The following is a 13,209-nucleotide window of genomic DNA, read 5'->3' on the forward strand; positions in this document are numbered from 1 at the left end:
GCCGCGGCTGCGTCCGGCACCGGCCGGGAGATCCCTGCCACACCGGCTGGGGCCCGGCCGGGCCGCCCACGTACCGTCATCGGTATGAGCTCCACTCCCCCCGCACGCCGCCTGCGTCTCGGTCTGCCCCGGCGGGTGTTCTCGCAGGTGCTGCTGATGCAGGTGGCGATCGCCGCGGGGGTCGCGGTGCTCGCCACGGGACTGTTCCTGGCACCGCTGAGCAAGCAGCTGGACCAGGAGGCGATGCGCCGGGCGCTGGCCATCGCCCAGACCACGGCGCAGGACCCGGAGATCGCCGAGGGTGTGCTGACCACCCCGCCGAGCAGGAACGGCCCGGTGCAGCGGGAGGCCGAGCGGATCCGGCACGCCACCAACGCCGAGTACATCGTGGTGCTGGACCGCCACTGGGTGCGCTGGTCGCACCCCACCCCCGGGCAGATCGGCCGGCACGTCTCCACCGATCCCAGTGACGCGCTGGACGGCAGGGACGTCATGGAGATCGACAAGGGCACCCTGGGCCGCTCCGCGCGCGGGAAGGTGCCGCTGTACGACGCCGATCGCCGGATCATCGGGGCGGTGTCGGTCGGCATCGCGTACGACAGCGTGCGCGCCCGGCTGCTCGCCGCGATACCCGGGCTGTTCGCGTATGCGGGCGGGGCCCTCGCGGTGGGCGCTCTGGCCGCCTGGCTGATCTCCCGCCGGGTGCAGCGGCAGACCAGGGACCTGGCCTTCTCGGACATCTCGGCCCTGCTCGCCGAGCGCGAGGCGATGCTGCACGGCATCAGGGAGGGCGTGGTCGCGCTCGGCCGCGGCGGCCGCATCCGTCTGCTGAACGACGAGGCCCGGCGGCTGCTTGGGCTCGGCGACGAGGCCGTCGGCAAGTCGCTGGACGAGGCACTGGGCGAGGGCCGCACCGCGGACGTCCTGGCCGGCCGGGTGACCGGCACCGATCTGCTGACCGTGCGCGGACAGCGGGTGCTGGTCGCCAACCGCATGCCCACCGACGACGGGGGCGCCGTGGCCACCCTGCGCGACCGCACCGAGCTGGAGCAGCTGGGCCGTGAACTCGACTCCACCCGTGGTCTGATCGACGCGCTGCGCGCGCAGGACCACGAGCACGCCAACCGCATGCACACCCTGCTCGGTCTGCTGGAGCTCGAGATGTACGACGACGCCGTGGAGTTCGTCGGCGAGGTCGTGGGGGACCACCGGGTCACCGCCGAGCAGGTCACGGAGAAGATCCAGGATCCTCTGCTGGCCGCCCTGCTGGTCGGCAAGGCGACCGTCGCCGCCGAGCGCGGGGTCGCCCTGTGGGTGTCGGAGCGCACCCGGCTGCCGGACCGGCTCGTCGACCCGCGTGGACTCGTGACGGTCGTGGGCAACCTGGTGGACAACGCGCTGGACGCGGTCGCGGGCACCCCGCACGCGCGCGTGGAGGTCGAGTTGCGCACCGAGGGCCGTACGGTCGTGTTGAGAGTGCGCGACACCGGACCCGGCATCCCGGCGGACCAGCGGGAACTCGTCTTCACGGACGGGTGGTCCACAAAGAAGCCGCCCGCGCACGGCAAGCGGGGCCTGGGGCTTCCGCTGGTGCGCCGGCTCGCCGAACGACAGGGCGGTGGCGCGACGGTGGGCACGGCCGACGGCGGCGGCGCGGAGTTCACCGTCGTACTGCCCGAGGCACTCACCGACGCGCTGGGCGCGCCGGACCAGGAGCCCGCGCTCAGGGGGCCCGGCGCGTCCGGGGCGGCCACGGCAGGGGCGCCGGCCCCCGCCGGGGAGGAGGCACGGTGATCGAGGTCCTGGTCGTGGACGACGACACGCGCGTCGCCCGCGTCAACGCCGCCTACGTCGGGAAGGTGCCCGGCTTCCATGTGGCCGGCGAGGCGCACAACGCGGCCGAGGCGCTGCGCCTGCTGGACGCGCTGCCCCGCCTCGACCTGGTCCTCATGGACCACTACCTGCCCGACGACACCGGGCTCGCGGTGGTGCGGGAGATGCGCCGGCGAGGCCACCAGACCGACGTCATCATGGTGACGGCCGCGCGGGACGTATCGACCGTACAGGCGGCCATGCGGCACGGTGCGCTGCAGTACCTGGTGAAGCCGTTCGCGTTCGCGGGACTGCGGGCCAAGCTGGAGGCGTACGCCGTGCTGCGCCGGACGCTGGACGGCGGCGGTGAGGCCGAACAGGCCGAGGTGGACCGGATGTTCGGCGCCCTGTCCGCGCCGTCGGAGCCCGTGCTGCCCAAGGGACACTCCCCCACCACCGCCGAACTGGTGCGCCGGGCCCTGATGCGGGCCGAAGGCGCCCTGTCCGCGCAGGAGATCGCCGATCTCACCGGTGTGAGCCGGCAGACCGCCCAGCGCTATCTCAAGCTCCTGGAGCGGACCGGACGGGCCCGGCTGACGCTCAAATACGGCGACGCGGGCCGCCCGGAACACCGTTACGTGTGGGCGACCCGCGTCTGAGCGGATTCGTCGCGAGCGCTACTTGGCGGCCTCGACGAACTCGGTGGTGTACGTCTTCTTCAGGTCCACCTTGGCGTTCTTGATGTTGGGGTTGAACGCCTTGAGGACCTTCTCGACGGTCTCGGGACCGTTCGCCGGCATCACGCCGTCCTTGGTGAACATCGGCAGCGTGCTCTTGATCGCCTCCGCGTAGAGCGCCTTGTCGCCCTGGGAGTAGTCGGCGGGCATCTTGGCGGCGATCTCGGAGGCGCTGTGGGTGGACATCCACTTGAGCGTCTTGACGAACGCGTTGGCCAGCTTCTGGACGGTCTCCTTGTGCCCGTTCACCCAGTCCGTCTGCATGTACAGACTGGACGACGGGTACGGCCCGCCCAGCGCCTCCTGGGAGCCCTCGGGGGTGCGCATGTCCAGGAGGATCTTCCCGGCCTTCTTGTCCAGGATGGTGGCGACGGTCGGGTCGGTGGTCATACCGGCGTCGATCGAGCCCTGCTGCAGCGCCGCGATGAAGGTGGGCCCGGCGCCCACGGCGACCGGGGTGAACTCGCTGACGTTCACGCCGTTCTTGACCGCGAGGTACTTGGTGAGGAAGTCGGTCGAGGAACCGAGGCCGGTGACGCCGAGCTTCCTGCCCTTGAAGTCCTTCGGAGAGGTGACGTCCCCCGCCTTCTTGGCGGCTACGACCTCCACCTCGCCGGGGGCGTGCGAGAACTGCACGACGGACTCCACGGCCTTGCCCTTGGTCTGCAGGTCGAGGGTGTGGTCGTAGAAGCCGACGGCGCCCTGGACCTGGCCGGAGACGAGCGCGGTCTCCGCCTGGACACCGGCCGGCTCGCTGAGCAGTTCCACGTCGAGGCCCTCGGAGTCGAAGTAGCCGAGGCGCTGGGTGAGCATGGCCGGCAGGTAGATGACCTTGTCCAGGCCACCGACCATGATCTTGACCTTCGTGCCCTTGCCGTCGCCCTTGCTGCCGCCGGCCGAGGTGCTGCTCGCCGCGTCATTGGCGCAGGCGGTGAGCGAGGAGAGGGCGAGCAGGCCGGAGACGGCGAGCGAGGCGTATCTGGCGGTCTTGCGCATGAGGGTTCACGTCCTTGTGAGGGGGCGGTGCGGGGAGGGGGCGTCTTGGGTCTGCCACGGCTGCACAGCGGCGCCGGGCGGCCCGGGCTCAGTGGTCGGAGTTCGCCGGCTTCCACCGGAAGATGCGGCGTTCGGCGAAGGTCAGCAGCCCCTCGGCGAGGAGCGCGACGACCGCGAGAATGACCATCGCGGCGTAGACGCCGGCGGCGTTGAAGGTGCCCTGGGACGCCGCGACGAGCAGGCCGATGCCCTTCGTGGCGCCGATGTACTCGCCGACGATCGCGCCGATGAGGGCGAAGCCGAAGCTGACGTGGAGGCTGGTGAAGATCCAGGAGGTCGCCGACGGGACGACCACCTGAAGCGTCACCTTGCGGTCGCTCGCGCCGAGGATGCGGGCATTGGCGACCAGGTTGCGGTCGACCTCTCGGGCGCCCTGGAAGGCGTTGAAGAACACCGGGAAGAACACCAGCACCACGGCCGACGCGACCTTGGAGGCGGGGCCCAGGCCGAACCAGATCACGAAGATCGGGGCCAGGACGATCCTGGGAAGGGAGTTGAGGACCTTGATGTAAGGACCGAGGACATCGGCGAGGAAGGCGATCCGCCCCAGAGCGATACCGAACACCACACCGGCGATGACACCGATGGCCCAGCCGAGCAGCGCCTCGTGCAGCGTGTACCAGACCTGCTCGCCCAGGGAGCCCTGTGCGGTCCCGTGCATCACCCAGGTGCTGATCTGGTCCCAGATCTTCGAGGGCATCGAGAAGTTGAACGGATCGATGACCTCGGCCCGGGACAGCGCCTCCCACAGACCGAGTACGGCCACCAGGAGGAGCACCCGCGCGGCGGTGATGACCACCTTGCGTCTGCGGGCGGCCTGGGCCCGCGACTCCGCGCGGCCCGGGCCCTTCACCGTGTCGACGACCGGCGTGCTGAGCACCTCAGGCGACATTCGCGGCACCCCTCTCCCGGGTGATGCGGACCTCTTCGCCGAGGGACTCCCAGATCTCGCGGTAGATCTCGATGAACCGCGGCTCCAGCCGTACCGACTCGACCTTGCGCGGCCTCGGCAGATCGATGTCGAAGACCTGCTTCACGGTCGCGGGCCCCGCGGTCATCACGACGACCTTGTCGGCCAGCGCGATGGACTCCTCCAGGTCGTGGGTGACGAAGACGACCGAGGCGCCCGTGCCCTCCCACAGCTCCAGCAGTTCGTCCGACATCAGCGCGCGGGTCTGCACGTCGAGCGCCGAGAACGGCTCGTCCATCAGCAGGATCTCGGGGTCGTTGACGAAGGTGGCGGCGAGGGCGACGCGCTTGCGCTGGCCGCCGGAGAGCTGGTGCGGATAGCGGTCCTCGAAGGCCGCGAGACCGACCCGGGCCAGCCATTCGCGGGCCTTCTGCTTGGCCTCCGCCTTGGGCACGCCACGGAAGCGGGGGCCCGCCATCACATTGGACAGCACCGTCCGCCAGGGGAAGGTGGCGTCCTGCTGGAAGACGAAGCCGACCTTGTCACCGACGCCGTCGACCGGCTCCCCGGCCACCAGCACCTCGCCCTCGCTGGGCTCCTCCAGGCCGCTGACCAGGGTCAGCGTGGTGGACTTCCCGCAGCCGGTCGGCCCGACGACGGCCACGAACTCGCCGCGCCGCACGGTGAGGTCCAGGCCGCGCACGGCCGTGTGCAGACCCCCTGACGGGGTCCTGAAGGTTTTGCTCGCGCCCCGTAGCTCGATGGCGGGGCTGGTGTCTGTGCTCATGGCCCGGGACGGTAGATGTGGCCCCGGCCACAGCAGCAGTCTTGTGAGCACATGCCGTTCTTTTGCTCGCAAGCACCTGTTGTGCTCATTTTGCTCGCGTTACAACTGCGGAGCCGAAACACGGGCTTAACGCTCGCCGGCCTTGGAGGAGAGGCCCGATGATTGACGTCCTGGTCGTGGACGACGACTTCCGCGTGGCAGAGATCAACGCCAAGTACGTGGGGAAGGTTCCCGGTTTCCGGGTGGCCGCCCGCGCGCACAGTGCCGCGCAGGCACTGGCCGCCCTCGAACGCGCCGCCATCGACCTGGTTCTGCTCGACCACTACCTGCCGGACCGGACCGGTCTCGAACTCGTACACCGCATGCGGGAGCAGGGACACGGCACCGACGTCATCATGATCACGGCAGCCGGCGATGTCACGACCGTCCAGCAGGCCATGCGCCTGGGCGCCCTGCACTATCTGGTCAAACCCTTCACCTTCGCCTCCCTGCGCACCCGCCTGGACTCCTACGCGGCCCTGCGCCGCACCGTCGACCGGGTCGGCGGCCGGGGCCTGACGGGTCAGGAGCAGGTCGACCGGATCTTCGGCGCGCTGCGCACCTCCCCCGCGCCCTCGGCGCCGGGTTTGCCCACCGGCCACTCGGAACCCACCACGGACCTCATCTGCGATGTGCTGCACGGCTCGGACCAGCCGCTGTCCGCCCACGAGGTCGCGGCGCGCACCGGCCTGAGCCGCTCCACGGCCCAGCGCTACCTCCGCCACCTGGAACAGGCGGGCCGGCTCAGCCTCTCCCTGAAGTACGGCGACACCGGCCGCCCGGAACACCGTTACGCCTGGGTGGCGCCGTAAGCGCCGGTGTCCATCGGCCACCGCGCCGCACCGCACCGCGCCCGCGCGCGGTGCGCCTGTCCACGCCCCTTTTTCGGTCCCGCTACACAGCGCCCGCGCCGGTCAGCGACCGAACCTCGGTCTCCGCGTACTTGGCCTCGTCGGCGACCTCGTCCGAGGTGACCGTGCCCAGCCAGCCGGCCAGGAAGCCCAGCGGGATGGAGACGATGCCCGGGTTCTGCAGCGGGAAGTACTGCAGATCGATGTCCGGGAACAGCGACCCCGGACTGCCAGACACCACCGGGGACAGCAGCACCAGCACGAGAGCCGGGATCAGTCCGCCGTATACGGCCCACACCGCACCGCGGGTGGTGAAGGCACGCCAGAACAGCGAGTACACCAGCACGGGCAGGTTCGCCGACGCGGCCACGGCGAAGGCGAGACCGACGAGGAAGGCGACGTTCAGGTCGCGGGCCAGCAGACCGAGAGCGATCGCGACGACGCCGATGCCCACGGCCGCGACGCGGGCCACCGCGACCTCGCCGCGCGCCTTGGTGCGCGGCCGCCGCAACGACGCGTACAGATCATGGGCCACGGACACCGAGGAGGCGAGGGTGATCCCGGCGACCACCGCGAGGATCGTCGCGAAGGCGACGGCGGCGACCACCGCGAACAGCACCGTCCCGCCCGTGGAGCCGACGCCCCCGCCGAGATCCAGGGCGAGCAGGGGCATCGCCGTGTTCCCGGCCGCGTTGGAGCGACGCAGGGCCTCGGGGCCCACCACGGCCGCGGCCCCGAATCCGAGCACGATCGCCATCAGGTAGAAGCCGCCGATCAGTCCGATGGACCACACCGCGGAGCGGCGGGCGGCCCGCGCGGTGGGCACGGTGTAGAAGCGGGAGAGGATGTGCGGCAGCCCCGCCGTGCCCAGCACCAGGGCGAGCCCGAGGCTGATGAAGTCGAGGCGGGCGGTCCAACTCCCGCCGTACTTCAGCCCCGGCGCCAGGAACGCGTCCCCGTGGCCGCTTCGTTCCGCCGCCGTGACCAGCAGCCGGTTCACGTCGCCGTGGAAGCGCACCAGCACCAGCACGGTCAGCGCGACCGTCCCGCCGAGCAGCAGAACCGCCTTCACGATCTGGATCCAGGTGGTGGCCCGCATCCCGCCCAGGGACACATAGGTCACCATCAGGGCGCCGACCGCGATGACCGCCCACGCCTGGGCCGTCCCGCTCGCGCGCCCCAGCAGCAGTGCCACCAGGCTGCCGGCGCCCACCATCTGGGCCACCAGGTACAGAACGGACACCGTGACCGAGGCGGTTCCCGCCGCGATCCGCACCGGCCGCTCGCTCATCCGCGCGGCCACCACGTCGGCGAGCGTGAACCGCCCGCAGTTGCGCACCAGTTCCGCCACCAGGAACAGCACGACCAGCCAGGCCACGAGGAAGCCCACCACGTACAGCAGCCCGTCGTACCCGTAGAGCGCGATGAGCCCGGTGACCCCGAGGAAGGAGGCGGCCGACACGTAGTCGCCCGAGACCGCGAAACCGTTCTCCATCGGGGAGAACAACCGCCCGCCGGCGTAGAACTCCTCCGCGGAGCCGTGCCGTCTGCGGCTCACCCATGTCGTGATGGCCAGGGTGACGGCCACGAACCCGCTGAACAGCAGCAGTGCCAGTGTCTGGTGTTCACCGGTCACGAGGCGCCTCCCCGGGCTCCACGGGTCAGTTCTTGTGTGTCCCAGCGCAGTTCCAGCGCGAGCCGGTCCCGGCGCAGCCGAGCATGCCGGGCGTAGCCCCAGGTGAGCAGGAAGGTGCTGAGGAACTGCCCGAGCCCGGCCAGCATCCCCACGTTCACCGCCCCCACCACCGGCCTTGCCATGAGCCCCGGAGCGGTCGTCGCGGTGACCACGTAACCCACGTACCAGACGAGGAAGGCGGCGCCTCCCGGCACCACGAACCTCCGGTACCGGCCGCGCACCTCCTGGAAGGCCTCGCTGCGCTGCACCTCGAGGTACACGTCGCGGGCGCGGACCGCCGCCGCGTCCCGCTCACCGCGTGCGGCCGGTACGGCCCGGGCCGACGCGCCGGTGCCGTCCGGTTCACCCCAGCCGGAGGCCAGGGCGTCGTACCAGGGGTCCTCGTACCTCACCTCGCGGGAGGCCGTGCCATGGTCTTCGTGATTGCCGGCCGCACTCCCGGCACCGTCCCCGGCTCCCCGGGCACGACCGTCGCTTGACTGCATACCCAAGGATGGACAGACCGGGAAGTTCCGTGACTTCTCTTCCCGGAACGCTTCACCCCATCAGGTGACTCATTTCACGGGAGGCCGCACCAGTCCCTTCGCGTAGGCGTAACGCACCGCCTGCGCGCGGTCCTTGAGGCCCGTCTTGGCGAAGAGATTGTTGATGTGGGTCTTCACGGTGGCCGTGGAGACGTGCAGCCGGCGCGCGATCTCCTGGTTGGTGAGCCCCTCGGCGATCAGCACCAGGACCTCGGCCTCCCGCGCGGTCAGCCCGTCGGGCGCCTCGGTCACGGCGGGCACGGGCGCGGGCTCCGACAGTCTCTCCAGCAGGCGCCGCTGGACGCTCGGCGCCAGTCCCGCCTCTCCCGACAGAACGCTCTCCACGGCCCGCACGATCTCGTCGCCGCCCGCGTCCTTGGTCAGATAGCCGCGGGCTCCGGCGTGCAGCGCGGGAAACAGCGACTCGTCGTCCCCGAAGGTGGTGAGCACCACCACCTGGGTGCCCGGGTACTGCGACCGGATCCGGCGCGTGGCCTCCACCCCGTCGCAGCGCGGCATCCGCAGGTCCATCAGCACCACGTCCGGGGCGAGTTCGGCGACCAGCCGCACCGCCTCCTCGCCGTCTCCGGCAGACCCCACTACTTCCAGACCGGGCAGCAGGCCCAGCAGCATCACGATGCCTTCGCGGACCACGGTCTGGTCGTCGGCGACCACGACCCGCGCGGGCTTCCTCTCCCCCGGCTCCGTCATACGGGCACCTGCAGCGTCACAACGAACCCTTCCTCGTCCGGTCCCGCGTCGAGCGAACCGCCCAGCAGTTCGGCGCGCTCCCGCATCCCCCGCAGACCGTACCCGCCGCCGGAACCCGTGAGTTCGCCCGGACGCCCACCCGAGTCCCGTACGCCCAGTGTCACTTCGTGCTCGCCGTAGTCGAGCCACAGCTGCACTTTGGCACCCTGGGCATGCTTGCGGACGTTGGTCAGCGCCTCCTGCGCGACGCGTCGCACGGCCTGCGACGCCTCGGCCGGCAGCGGTCTGCGCTCACCCGTGACGGTGACATCGGCACCGTCGGCCGCACTGACGAGTCCGGTCAGGAACTCCTCCAGCGGGGTCAGCTCGCCACGCAGCGCGCTCAGCGCCTGCCTGGTCTCGGCGAGGCCGTCACGGGCCATGCCCCGGGCGGCCACCACCCGCTCAAGGATCTGGTCCCGGTCCGCACCGCGCTCGATGAGCAGGCGGGCGGCCTCCAGGTGCACCAACTGCGCCGAGAGGCTGTGCGCGAGCACATCGTGGATCTCCCGGGCGATCCTCGCCCGTTCGGCCAGCGCGGCCGACTCCGCCTCGGCGGCCCGGGCGGCGCGTTCCTGTGCCAGCAGCCGCTGTGCGCCGCCCCGGGCCTCCGCGTCGAGCCGCAGTACGTATCCGGCGAGGGCCATGCCCGCCACCGTGGCGGCGGTGGTGAGCCACACGTCGTTGTTGAAGGCGGAGAACGAGGCCAGTGCCACGGACGTCACAGGCAGCGCGGCCCCCAGGGGCAGCCGCTCCAGGGCCGAGACTCCGCAACCGCACCAGATCACCAGGGCCGGTCCCCTGAACCCGGTGGCCTCGGCCGTCACCGCGATACCCAGGAGCACCGCCATGAGGGCGAGCGAGGACACCAGCCGGTGCTCATAGGTGGTGTGGAAGAACGCCCACGAGACGAGGCCGGCCAGCAGGACTCCCGCCGCGGCCGCGAGCGCACCCCAGATGCCGACGTGTCTCTGACTGAAAGCGCCCCACAGCAGCAGGGCGAGTACCAGGAACCGGACCGCCCAGGCGAGCATCCGCCGGGGCCGGCTGGTGCCGGCCCGGCCGAGCGCCTCCCGGGTCGGCCAGCGGGTCAGAGCGTTCTCCGTCACACGCGCTCCTTCCACGCGAGCCGCACGTCGTCACCGTACGCGGGGGCCGGGCGGCACAAGGGGCCGAGGGACTGTGCCCGCCAGGCCAGGACCCCGGCGCGTACCAGCAGGGTGCCGGCGAGGCCCAGCATCAGCGCGGAACTGTCCTGGTGCACGCCTGACGCGGCGCCGAGGGCGAAGAGGCCGGCTCGCAGGGCTATGCCGACGAGCCAGACGACGGCACTGGCCTTGGTGCTCCTGGTCCACACGACACCGTCCGACGCCGTCCAGATCCGCGTGGTCCAGGCCCAGCCGGCGCCCGTGACCACGCCGATGAGCAGTTCGACGGCGAGCAGGGTGGCCGAGGCCGTGGGGTGGTGGTCGTCGACTATGCCGGGTTCACGCAGTGCCACCACGGCGAGGATCACGGGCAGCAGCCACCAGCGCCGGTCCGTGTCGATCGCACGGGCACGGAACTGCCGCACGATCACCACGGCGGCGACGGCCACGATCACCAGCGCGTTGACGAACCCGGACATCACTGCCTCCGTGAGCGAGAAGGTGCGGTCGGGAGCGGGTGCTGCCGACACCATCGAAGCTACGGAAACCCGCCGGTCGGGAGATCGGAGCGGGGGTGGATCACGGGTGGAATCAACGGGCCGGCGTCTCTCCACCCACGGGTGGAGAGACGCCCGGGTGGAGAGACGGGCAAGGCCCACCGCCGGGTGGAGAGAGCCCGGCTCTCACCGGTCTCCACGTATCAGTGACCACATGGCGATCGGCCGGCCGCTCGCCCGGAGCGGACCGGCCGACCGGCGCCGGGGTGGTGCGGCTACGCGTCGATCCGTGACCTGTCCAGGGTGGCCGCCGAGCCGGAGATGAACTCCTTGCGCGGTGCCACGTCGTTGCCCATGAGCAGGTCGAAGACCTGCTCAGCGGCCTCCAGGTCGGACAGGTTGATCCGGCGCAGGGTGCGGTGACGCGGGTCCATCGTGGTCTCGGCCAGCTGGTCGGCGTCCATCTCGCCCAGACCCTTGTAGCGCTGGATCGAGTCCTTGTACCGGACTCCCTTGCTCTGGAACTCCATGAGCTTGTCGCGCAGCTCGCGGTCCGAGTACGTGTAGACGTACTTGTCCTGGCCCTTCTTCGGCTGGATCAGCTCGATGCGGTGCAGCGGCGGCACCGCGGCGAAGACCCGCCCGGACTCGACCATGGGCCGCATATAGCGCTGGAACAGCGTCAGCAGCAGACAGCGGATGTGGGAACCGTCCACGTCGGCGTCGGTCATCATGATGATCTTGCCGTAGCGGGCCGCGTCGATGTCGAAGGTGCGGCCCGAGCCCGCCCCTATGACCTGGATGATCGCGCCGCACTCGGCGTTCTTGAGCATGTCGGTCACCGACGACCGCTGCACGTTGAGGATCTTGCCGCGAATGGGCAGCAGCGCCTGGAACTCGGAGTTCCGGGCCAGCTTCGCCGTACCGAGCGCCGAGTCGCCCTCGACGATGAACAGCTCGCTGCGGTCGACGTCGTCGCTGCGGCAGTCGGCGAGCTTCGCCGGAAGGGAAGAGGACTCCAGGGCGGTCTTGCGCCGCTGCGCGTCCTTGTGCTGGCGGGCCGCGACCCGGGTGCGGGCGGCGGCGACCACCTTCTCCATCACGACCCGGGCCTGGGCGGCCGCGTCCCGCTTGGTGGAGGTCAGGAACGCCTTCAGTTCCTTGGTGACCACGTTGTTCACGATGCGGCGGGCCGCCGAGGTGCCGAGGACCTCCTTGGTCTGGCCCTCGAACTGCGGCTCGGCGAGGCGGACCGTGACGACGGCGGTGAGACCCTCCAGGGCGTCGTCCTTGACGATGTTGTCCTCGGCGACGCGGAGCATCTTCTTGGCCCGCAGCACCTCGTTCATCGTCTGCGTGATGGCCTGCTCGAAGCCGGCGACGTGGGTGCCGCCCTTGGGGGTGGCGATGATGTTCACGAACGACCGCAGCTTCGCGTCGTAGCCGGTCCCCCAGCGCAGCGCGACGTCGACGCCGAGCTCACGCGCGACCTCGGTCGGGGTCATCTGGCCGTGCTCGTCCAGGACCGGGACGGTCTCCTTGAAGGTGCCCTGCCCCGAGAAGCGGAGGACGTCGCAGACCGCCTTGTCGCTCGCCAGGTACTCACAGAACTCACTGATGCCGCCGTCGAAGCGGAAGGACTCCTCACCCTTGCTGCCGCCCTCGCCGAGTCCGAACTCGTCCCGCACGACGATGGTCAGGCCCGGCACCAGGAAGGCGGTCTGCCGGGCACGCTGGTGCAGCGTTTCCAGGGAGAGCTTGGCGTCCTTCAGGAAGATCTGCCGGTCGGCCCAGTACCGCACGCGCGTGCCGGTGCGCGCCTTGGGGATCTTCTTGCTCTTGGCCAGGCCGCTCCCGGCCTCGAACTTGGCCTCGGCGCCGTTACCGCGGAAGGTCCCCGGAACGCCGCGCCGGAAGCTGATGGCGTGGGTGTGGCCACCGCGGTCCACCTCGACGTCGAGGCGGGCCGAGAGGGCGTTGACCACGGAGGCGCCGACGCCGTGCAGACCGCCGGAGGCGGCGTAGGAGCCACCGCCGAACTTGCCGCCGGCGTGGAGCTTGGTCATCACGACCTCGACGCCGGACAGGCCGGTCTTGGGCTCCACGTCCACGGGGATGCCGCGGCCGTTGTCCCGCACCTCGACGGAGGCGTCGTCGTGGAGGATCACATCGATGCGGTCGCAGTAGCCGCCCAGGGCCTCGTCCACGGAGTTGTCGATGATCTCCCACAGACAGTGCATCAGACCGCGACTGTCTGTCGAGCCGATGTACATACCCGGGCGCTTCCGCACGGCCTCGAGGCCCTCGAGGACGAGCAGGTGCCGCGCGGTGTAGTTGGAACCGTCCCGGTCTGCTCCTGCCAGCAGCGCTGTGGACGGCACGGACGTATCGGCGGTCACGCG

Annotated in this window: 12 protein-coding genes; 3 read left to right on the forward strand and 9 right to left on the reverse strand. The window is 70.8% G+C overall.

All coding sequences use genetic code 11. The annotated features are described in order from the left end of the window. The first annotated feature begins 84 nt into the window (after positions 1 to 84). Both AB0924_RS33965 and AB0924_RS33970 read left to right on the forward strand, forming a co-directional pair. Complete coding sequence (locus AB0924_RS33965; protein WP_366913518.1) at positions 85 to 1,794, forward strand: sensor histidine kinase; 1,710 nt, start codon at positions 85 to 87, stop codon at positions 1,792 to 1,794. After that, the gene (locus AB0924_RS33970) at positions 1,791 to 2,471 is read left to right on the forward strand and encodes a response regulator (protein ID WP_366913519.1); all 681 of its coding nucleotides are present in this window, start codon (positions 1,791 to 1,793) and stop codon (positions 2,469 to 2,471) included. The genes AB0924_RS33965 and AB0924_RS33970 overlap by 4 nt, the downstream gene beginning before the upstream one ends. An 18-nt stretch (positions 2,472 to 2,489) precedes the next feature. On the opposite strand, the gene AB0924_RS33975 is transcribed toward AB0924_RS33970, so the two are convergent. The 3 genes from AB0924_RS33975 to AB0924_RS33985 all read right to left on the reverse strand — a co-directional run bounded on the left by AB0924_RS33975 (position 2,490) and on the right by AB0924_RS33985 (position 5,302). Next, positions 2,490 to 3,545: an ABC transporter substrate-binding protein gene (locus AB0924_RS33975; protein ID WP_358936656.1), complete on the reverse strand. Its 1,056-nt coding sequence runs from the start codon at positions 3,543 to 3,545 to the stop codon at positions 2,490 to 2,492. A gap of 88 nt (positions 3,546 to 3,633) precedes the next feature. After that, on the reverse strand, positions 3,634 to 4,497 hold the full coding sequence (locus AB0924_RS33980) for an ABC transporter permease (RefSeq protein ID WP_358936658.1): 864 nt from the start codon (positions 4,495 to 4,497) through the stop codon (positions 3,634 to 3,636). Then, positions 4,487 to 5,302 carry an ABC transporter ATP-binding protein gene (locus AB0924_RS33985; RefSeq protein WP_358936660.1) on the reverse strand — a complete coding sequence of 272 codons (816 nt, stop codon included), beginning with the start codon at positions 5,300 to 5,302 and terminating at the stop codon, positions 4,487 to 4,489. Before AB0924_RS33985 ends, AB0924_RS33980 begins: the two co-directional genes overlap by 11 nt. Before the next feature lie 158 nt (positions 5,303 to 5,460). Here AB0924_RS33985 and AB0924_RS33990 point away from each other — a divergent pair, with 158 nt between their 5' ends. After that, positions 5,461 to 6,153, forward strand: coding sequence for a response regulator (locus tag AB0924_RS33990; protein WP_358936662.1), 693 nt, complete (start codon positions 5,461 to 5,463; stop codon positions 6,151 to 6,153). Positions 6,154 to 6,235: 82 nt separating this feature from the next. Here AB0924_RS33990 and AB0924_RS33995 read toward each other — a convergent pair whose 3' ends face one another. The 6 genes from AB0924_RS33995 to AB0924_RS34020 form a co-directional block, all read right to left on the reverse strand. Then, positions 6,236 to 7,828 (reverse strand): cation acetate symporter, encoded by a 1,593-nt coding sequence (locus tag AB0924_RS33995; RefSeq protein WP_358936664.1) that lies wholly within the window; start codon positions 7,826 to 7,828, stop codon positions 6,236 to 6,238. Continuing rightward, positions 7,825 to 8,373: a DUF485 domain-containing protein gene (locus AB0924_RS34000; protein WP_358936666.1), complete on the reverse strand. Its 549-nt coding sequence runs from the start codon at positions 8,371 to 8,373 to the stop codon at positions 7,825 to 7,827. The genes AB0924_RS33995 and AB0924_RS34000 overlap by 4 nt, the downstream gene beginning before the upstream one ends. Positions 8,374 to 8,442: 69 nt before the next feature. Further along, complete coding sequence (locus tag AB0924_RS34005; protein WP_358936667.1) at positions 8,443 to 9,123, reverse strand: response regulator transcription factor; 681 nt, start codon at positions 9,121 to 9,123, stop codon at positions 8,443 to 8,445. Next, positions 9,120 to 10,271: a histidine kinase gene (locus AB0924_RS34010; protein WP_366913521.1), complete on the reverse strand. Its 1,152-nt coding sequence runs from the start codon at positions 10,269 to 10,271 to the stop codon at positions 9,120 to 9,122. Before AB0924_RS34010 ends, AB0924_RS34005 begins: the two co-directional genes overlap by 4 nt. After that, positions 10,268 to 10,789: a DUF1453 domain-containing protein gene (locus tag AB0924_RS34015; protein WP_366913536.1), complete on the reverse strand. Its 522-nt coding sequence runs from the start codon at positions 10,787 to 10,789 to the stop codon at positions 10,268 to 10,270. Before AB0924_RS34015 ends, AB0924_RS34010 begins: the two co-directional genes overlap by 4 nt. A 293-nt stretch (positions 10,790 to 11,082) precedes the next feature. Beyond that, positions 11,083 to 13,206 carry a DNA topoisomerase IV subunit B gene (locus AB0924_RS34020; protein WP_358936671.1) on the reverse strand — a complete coding sequence of 708 codons (2,124 nt, stop codon included), beginning with the start codon at positions 13,204 to 13,206 and terminating at the stop codon, positions 11,083 to 11,085. Positions 13,207 to 13,209: the final 3 nt, after the last annotated feature.

The organism is Streptomyces sp. NPDC047869 (assembly GCF_040704065.1).
Taxonomy (GTDB): Bacteria; Actinomycetota; Actinomycetes; order Streptomycetales; family Streptomycetaceae; genus Streptomyces.

Excerpts from the sequence above, each read along its gene's own strand:
- AB0924_RS33990 (WP_358936662.1), top strand. The coding sequence starts at position 5,461 with ATGATTGACGTCCTGGTCGTGGACGACGACTTCCGCGTGGCAGAGATC.
- AB0924_RS34005 (WP_358936667.1), bottom strand. The coding sequence starts at position 9,123 with ATGACGGAGCCGGGGGAGAGGAAGCCCGCGCGGGTCGTGGTCGCCGAC.
- AB0924_RS34000 (WP_358936666.1), bottom strand. The coding sequence starts at position 8,373 with ATGCAGTCAAGCGACGGTCGTGCCCGGGGAGCCGGGGACGGTGCCGGG.
- AB0924_RS33980 (WP_358936658.1), bottom strand. The coding sequence starts at position 4,497 with ATGTCGCCTGAGGTGCTCAGCACGCCGGTCGTCGACACGGTGAAGGGC.
- AB0924_RS33985 (WP_358936660.1), bottom strand. The coding sequence starts at position 5,302 with ATGAGCACAGACACCAGCCCCGCCATCGAGCTACGGGGCGCGAGCAAA.
- AB0924_RS33965 (WP_366913518.1), top strand. The coding sequence starts at position 85 with ATGAGCTCCACTCCCCCCGCACGCCGCCTGCGTCTCGGTCTGCCCCGG.
- AB0924_RS33975 (WP_358936656.1), bottom strand. The coding sequence starts at position 3,545 with ATGCGCAAGACCGCCAGATACGCCTCGCTCGCCGTCTCCGGCCTGCTC.
- AB0924_RS34015 (WP_366913536.1), bottom strand. The coding sequence starts at position 10,789 with ATGTCCGGGTTCGTCAACGCGCTGGTGATCGTGGCCGTCGCCGCCGTG.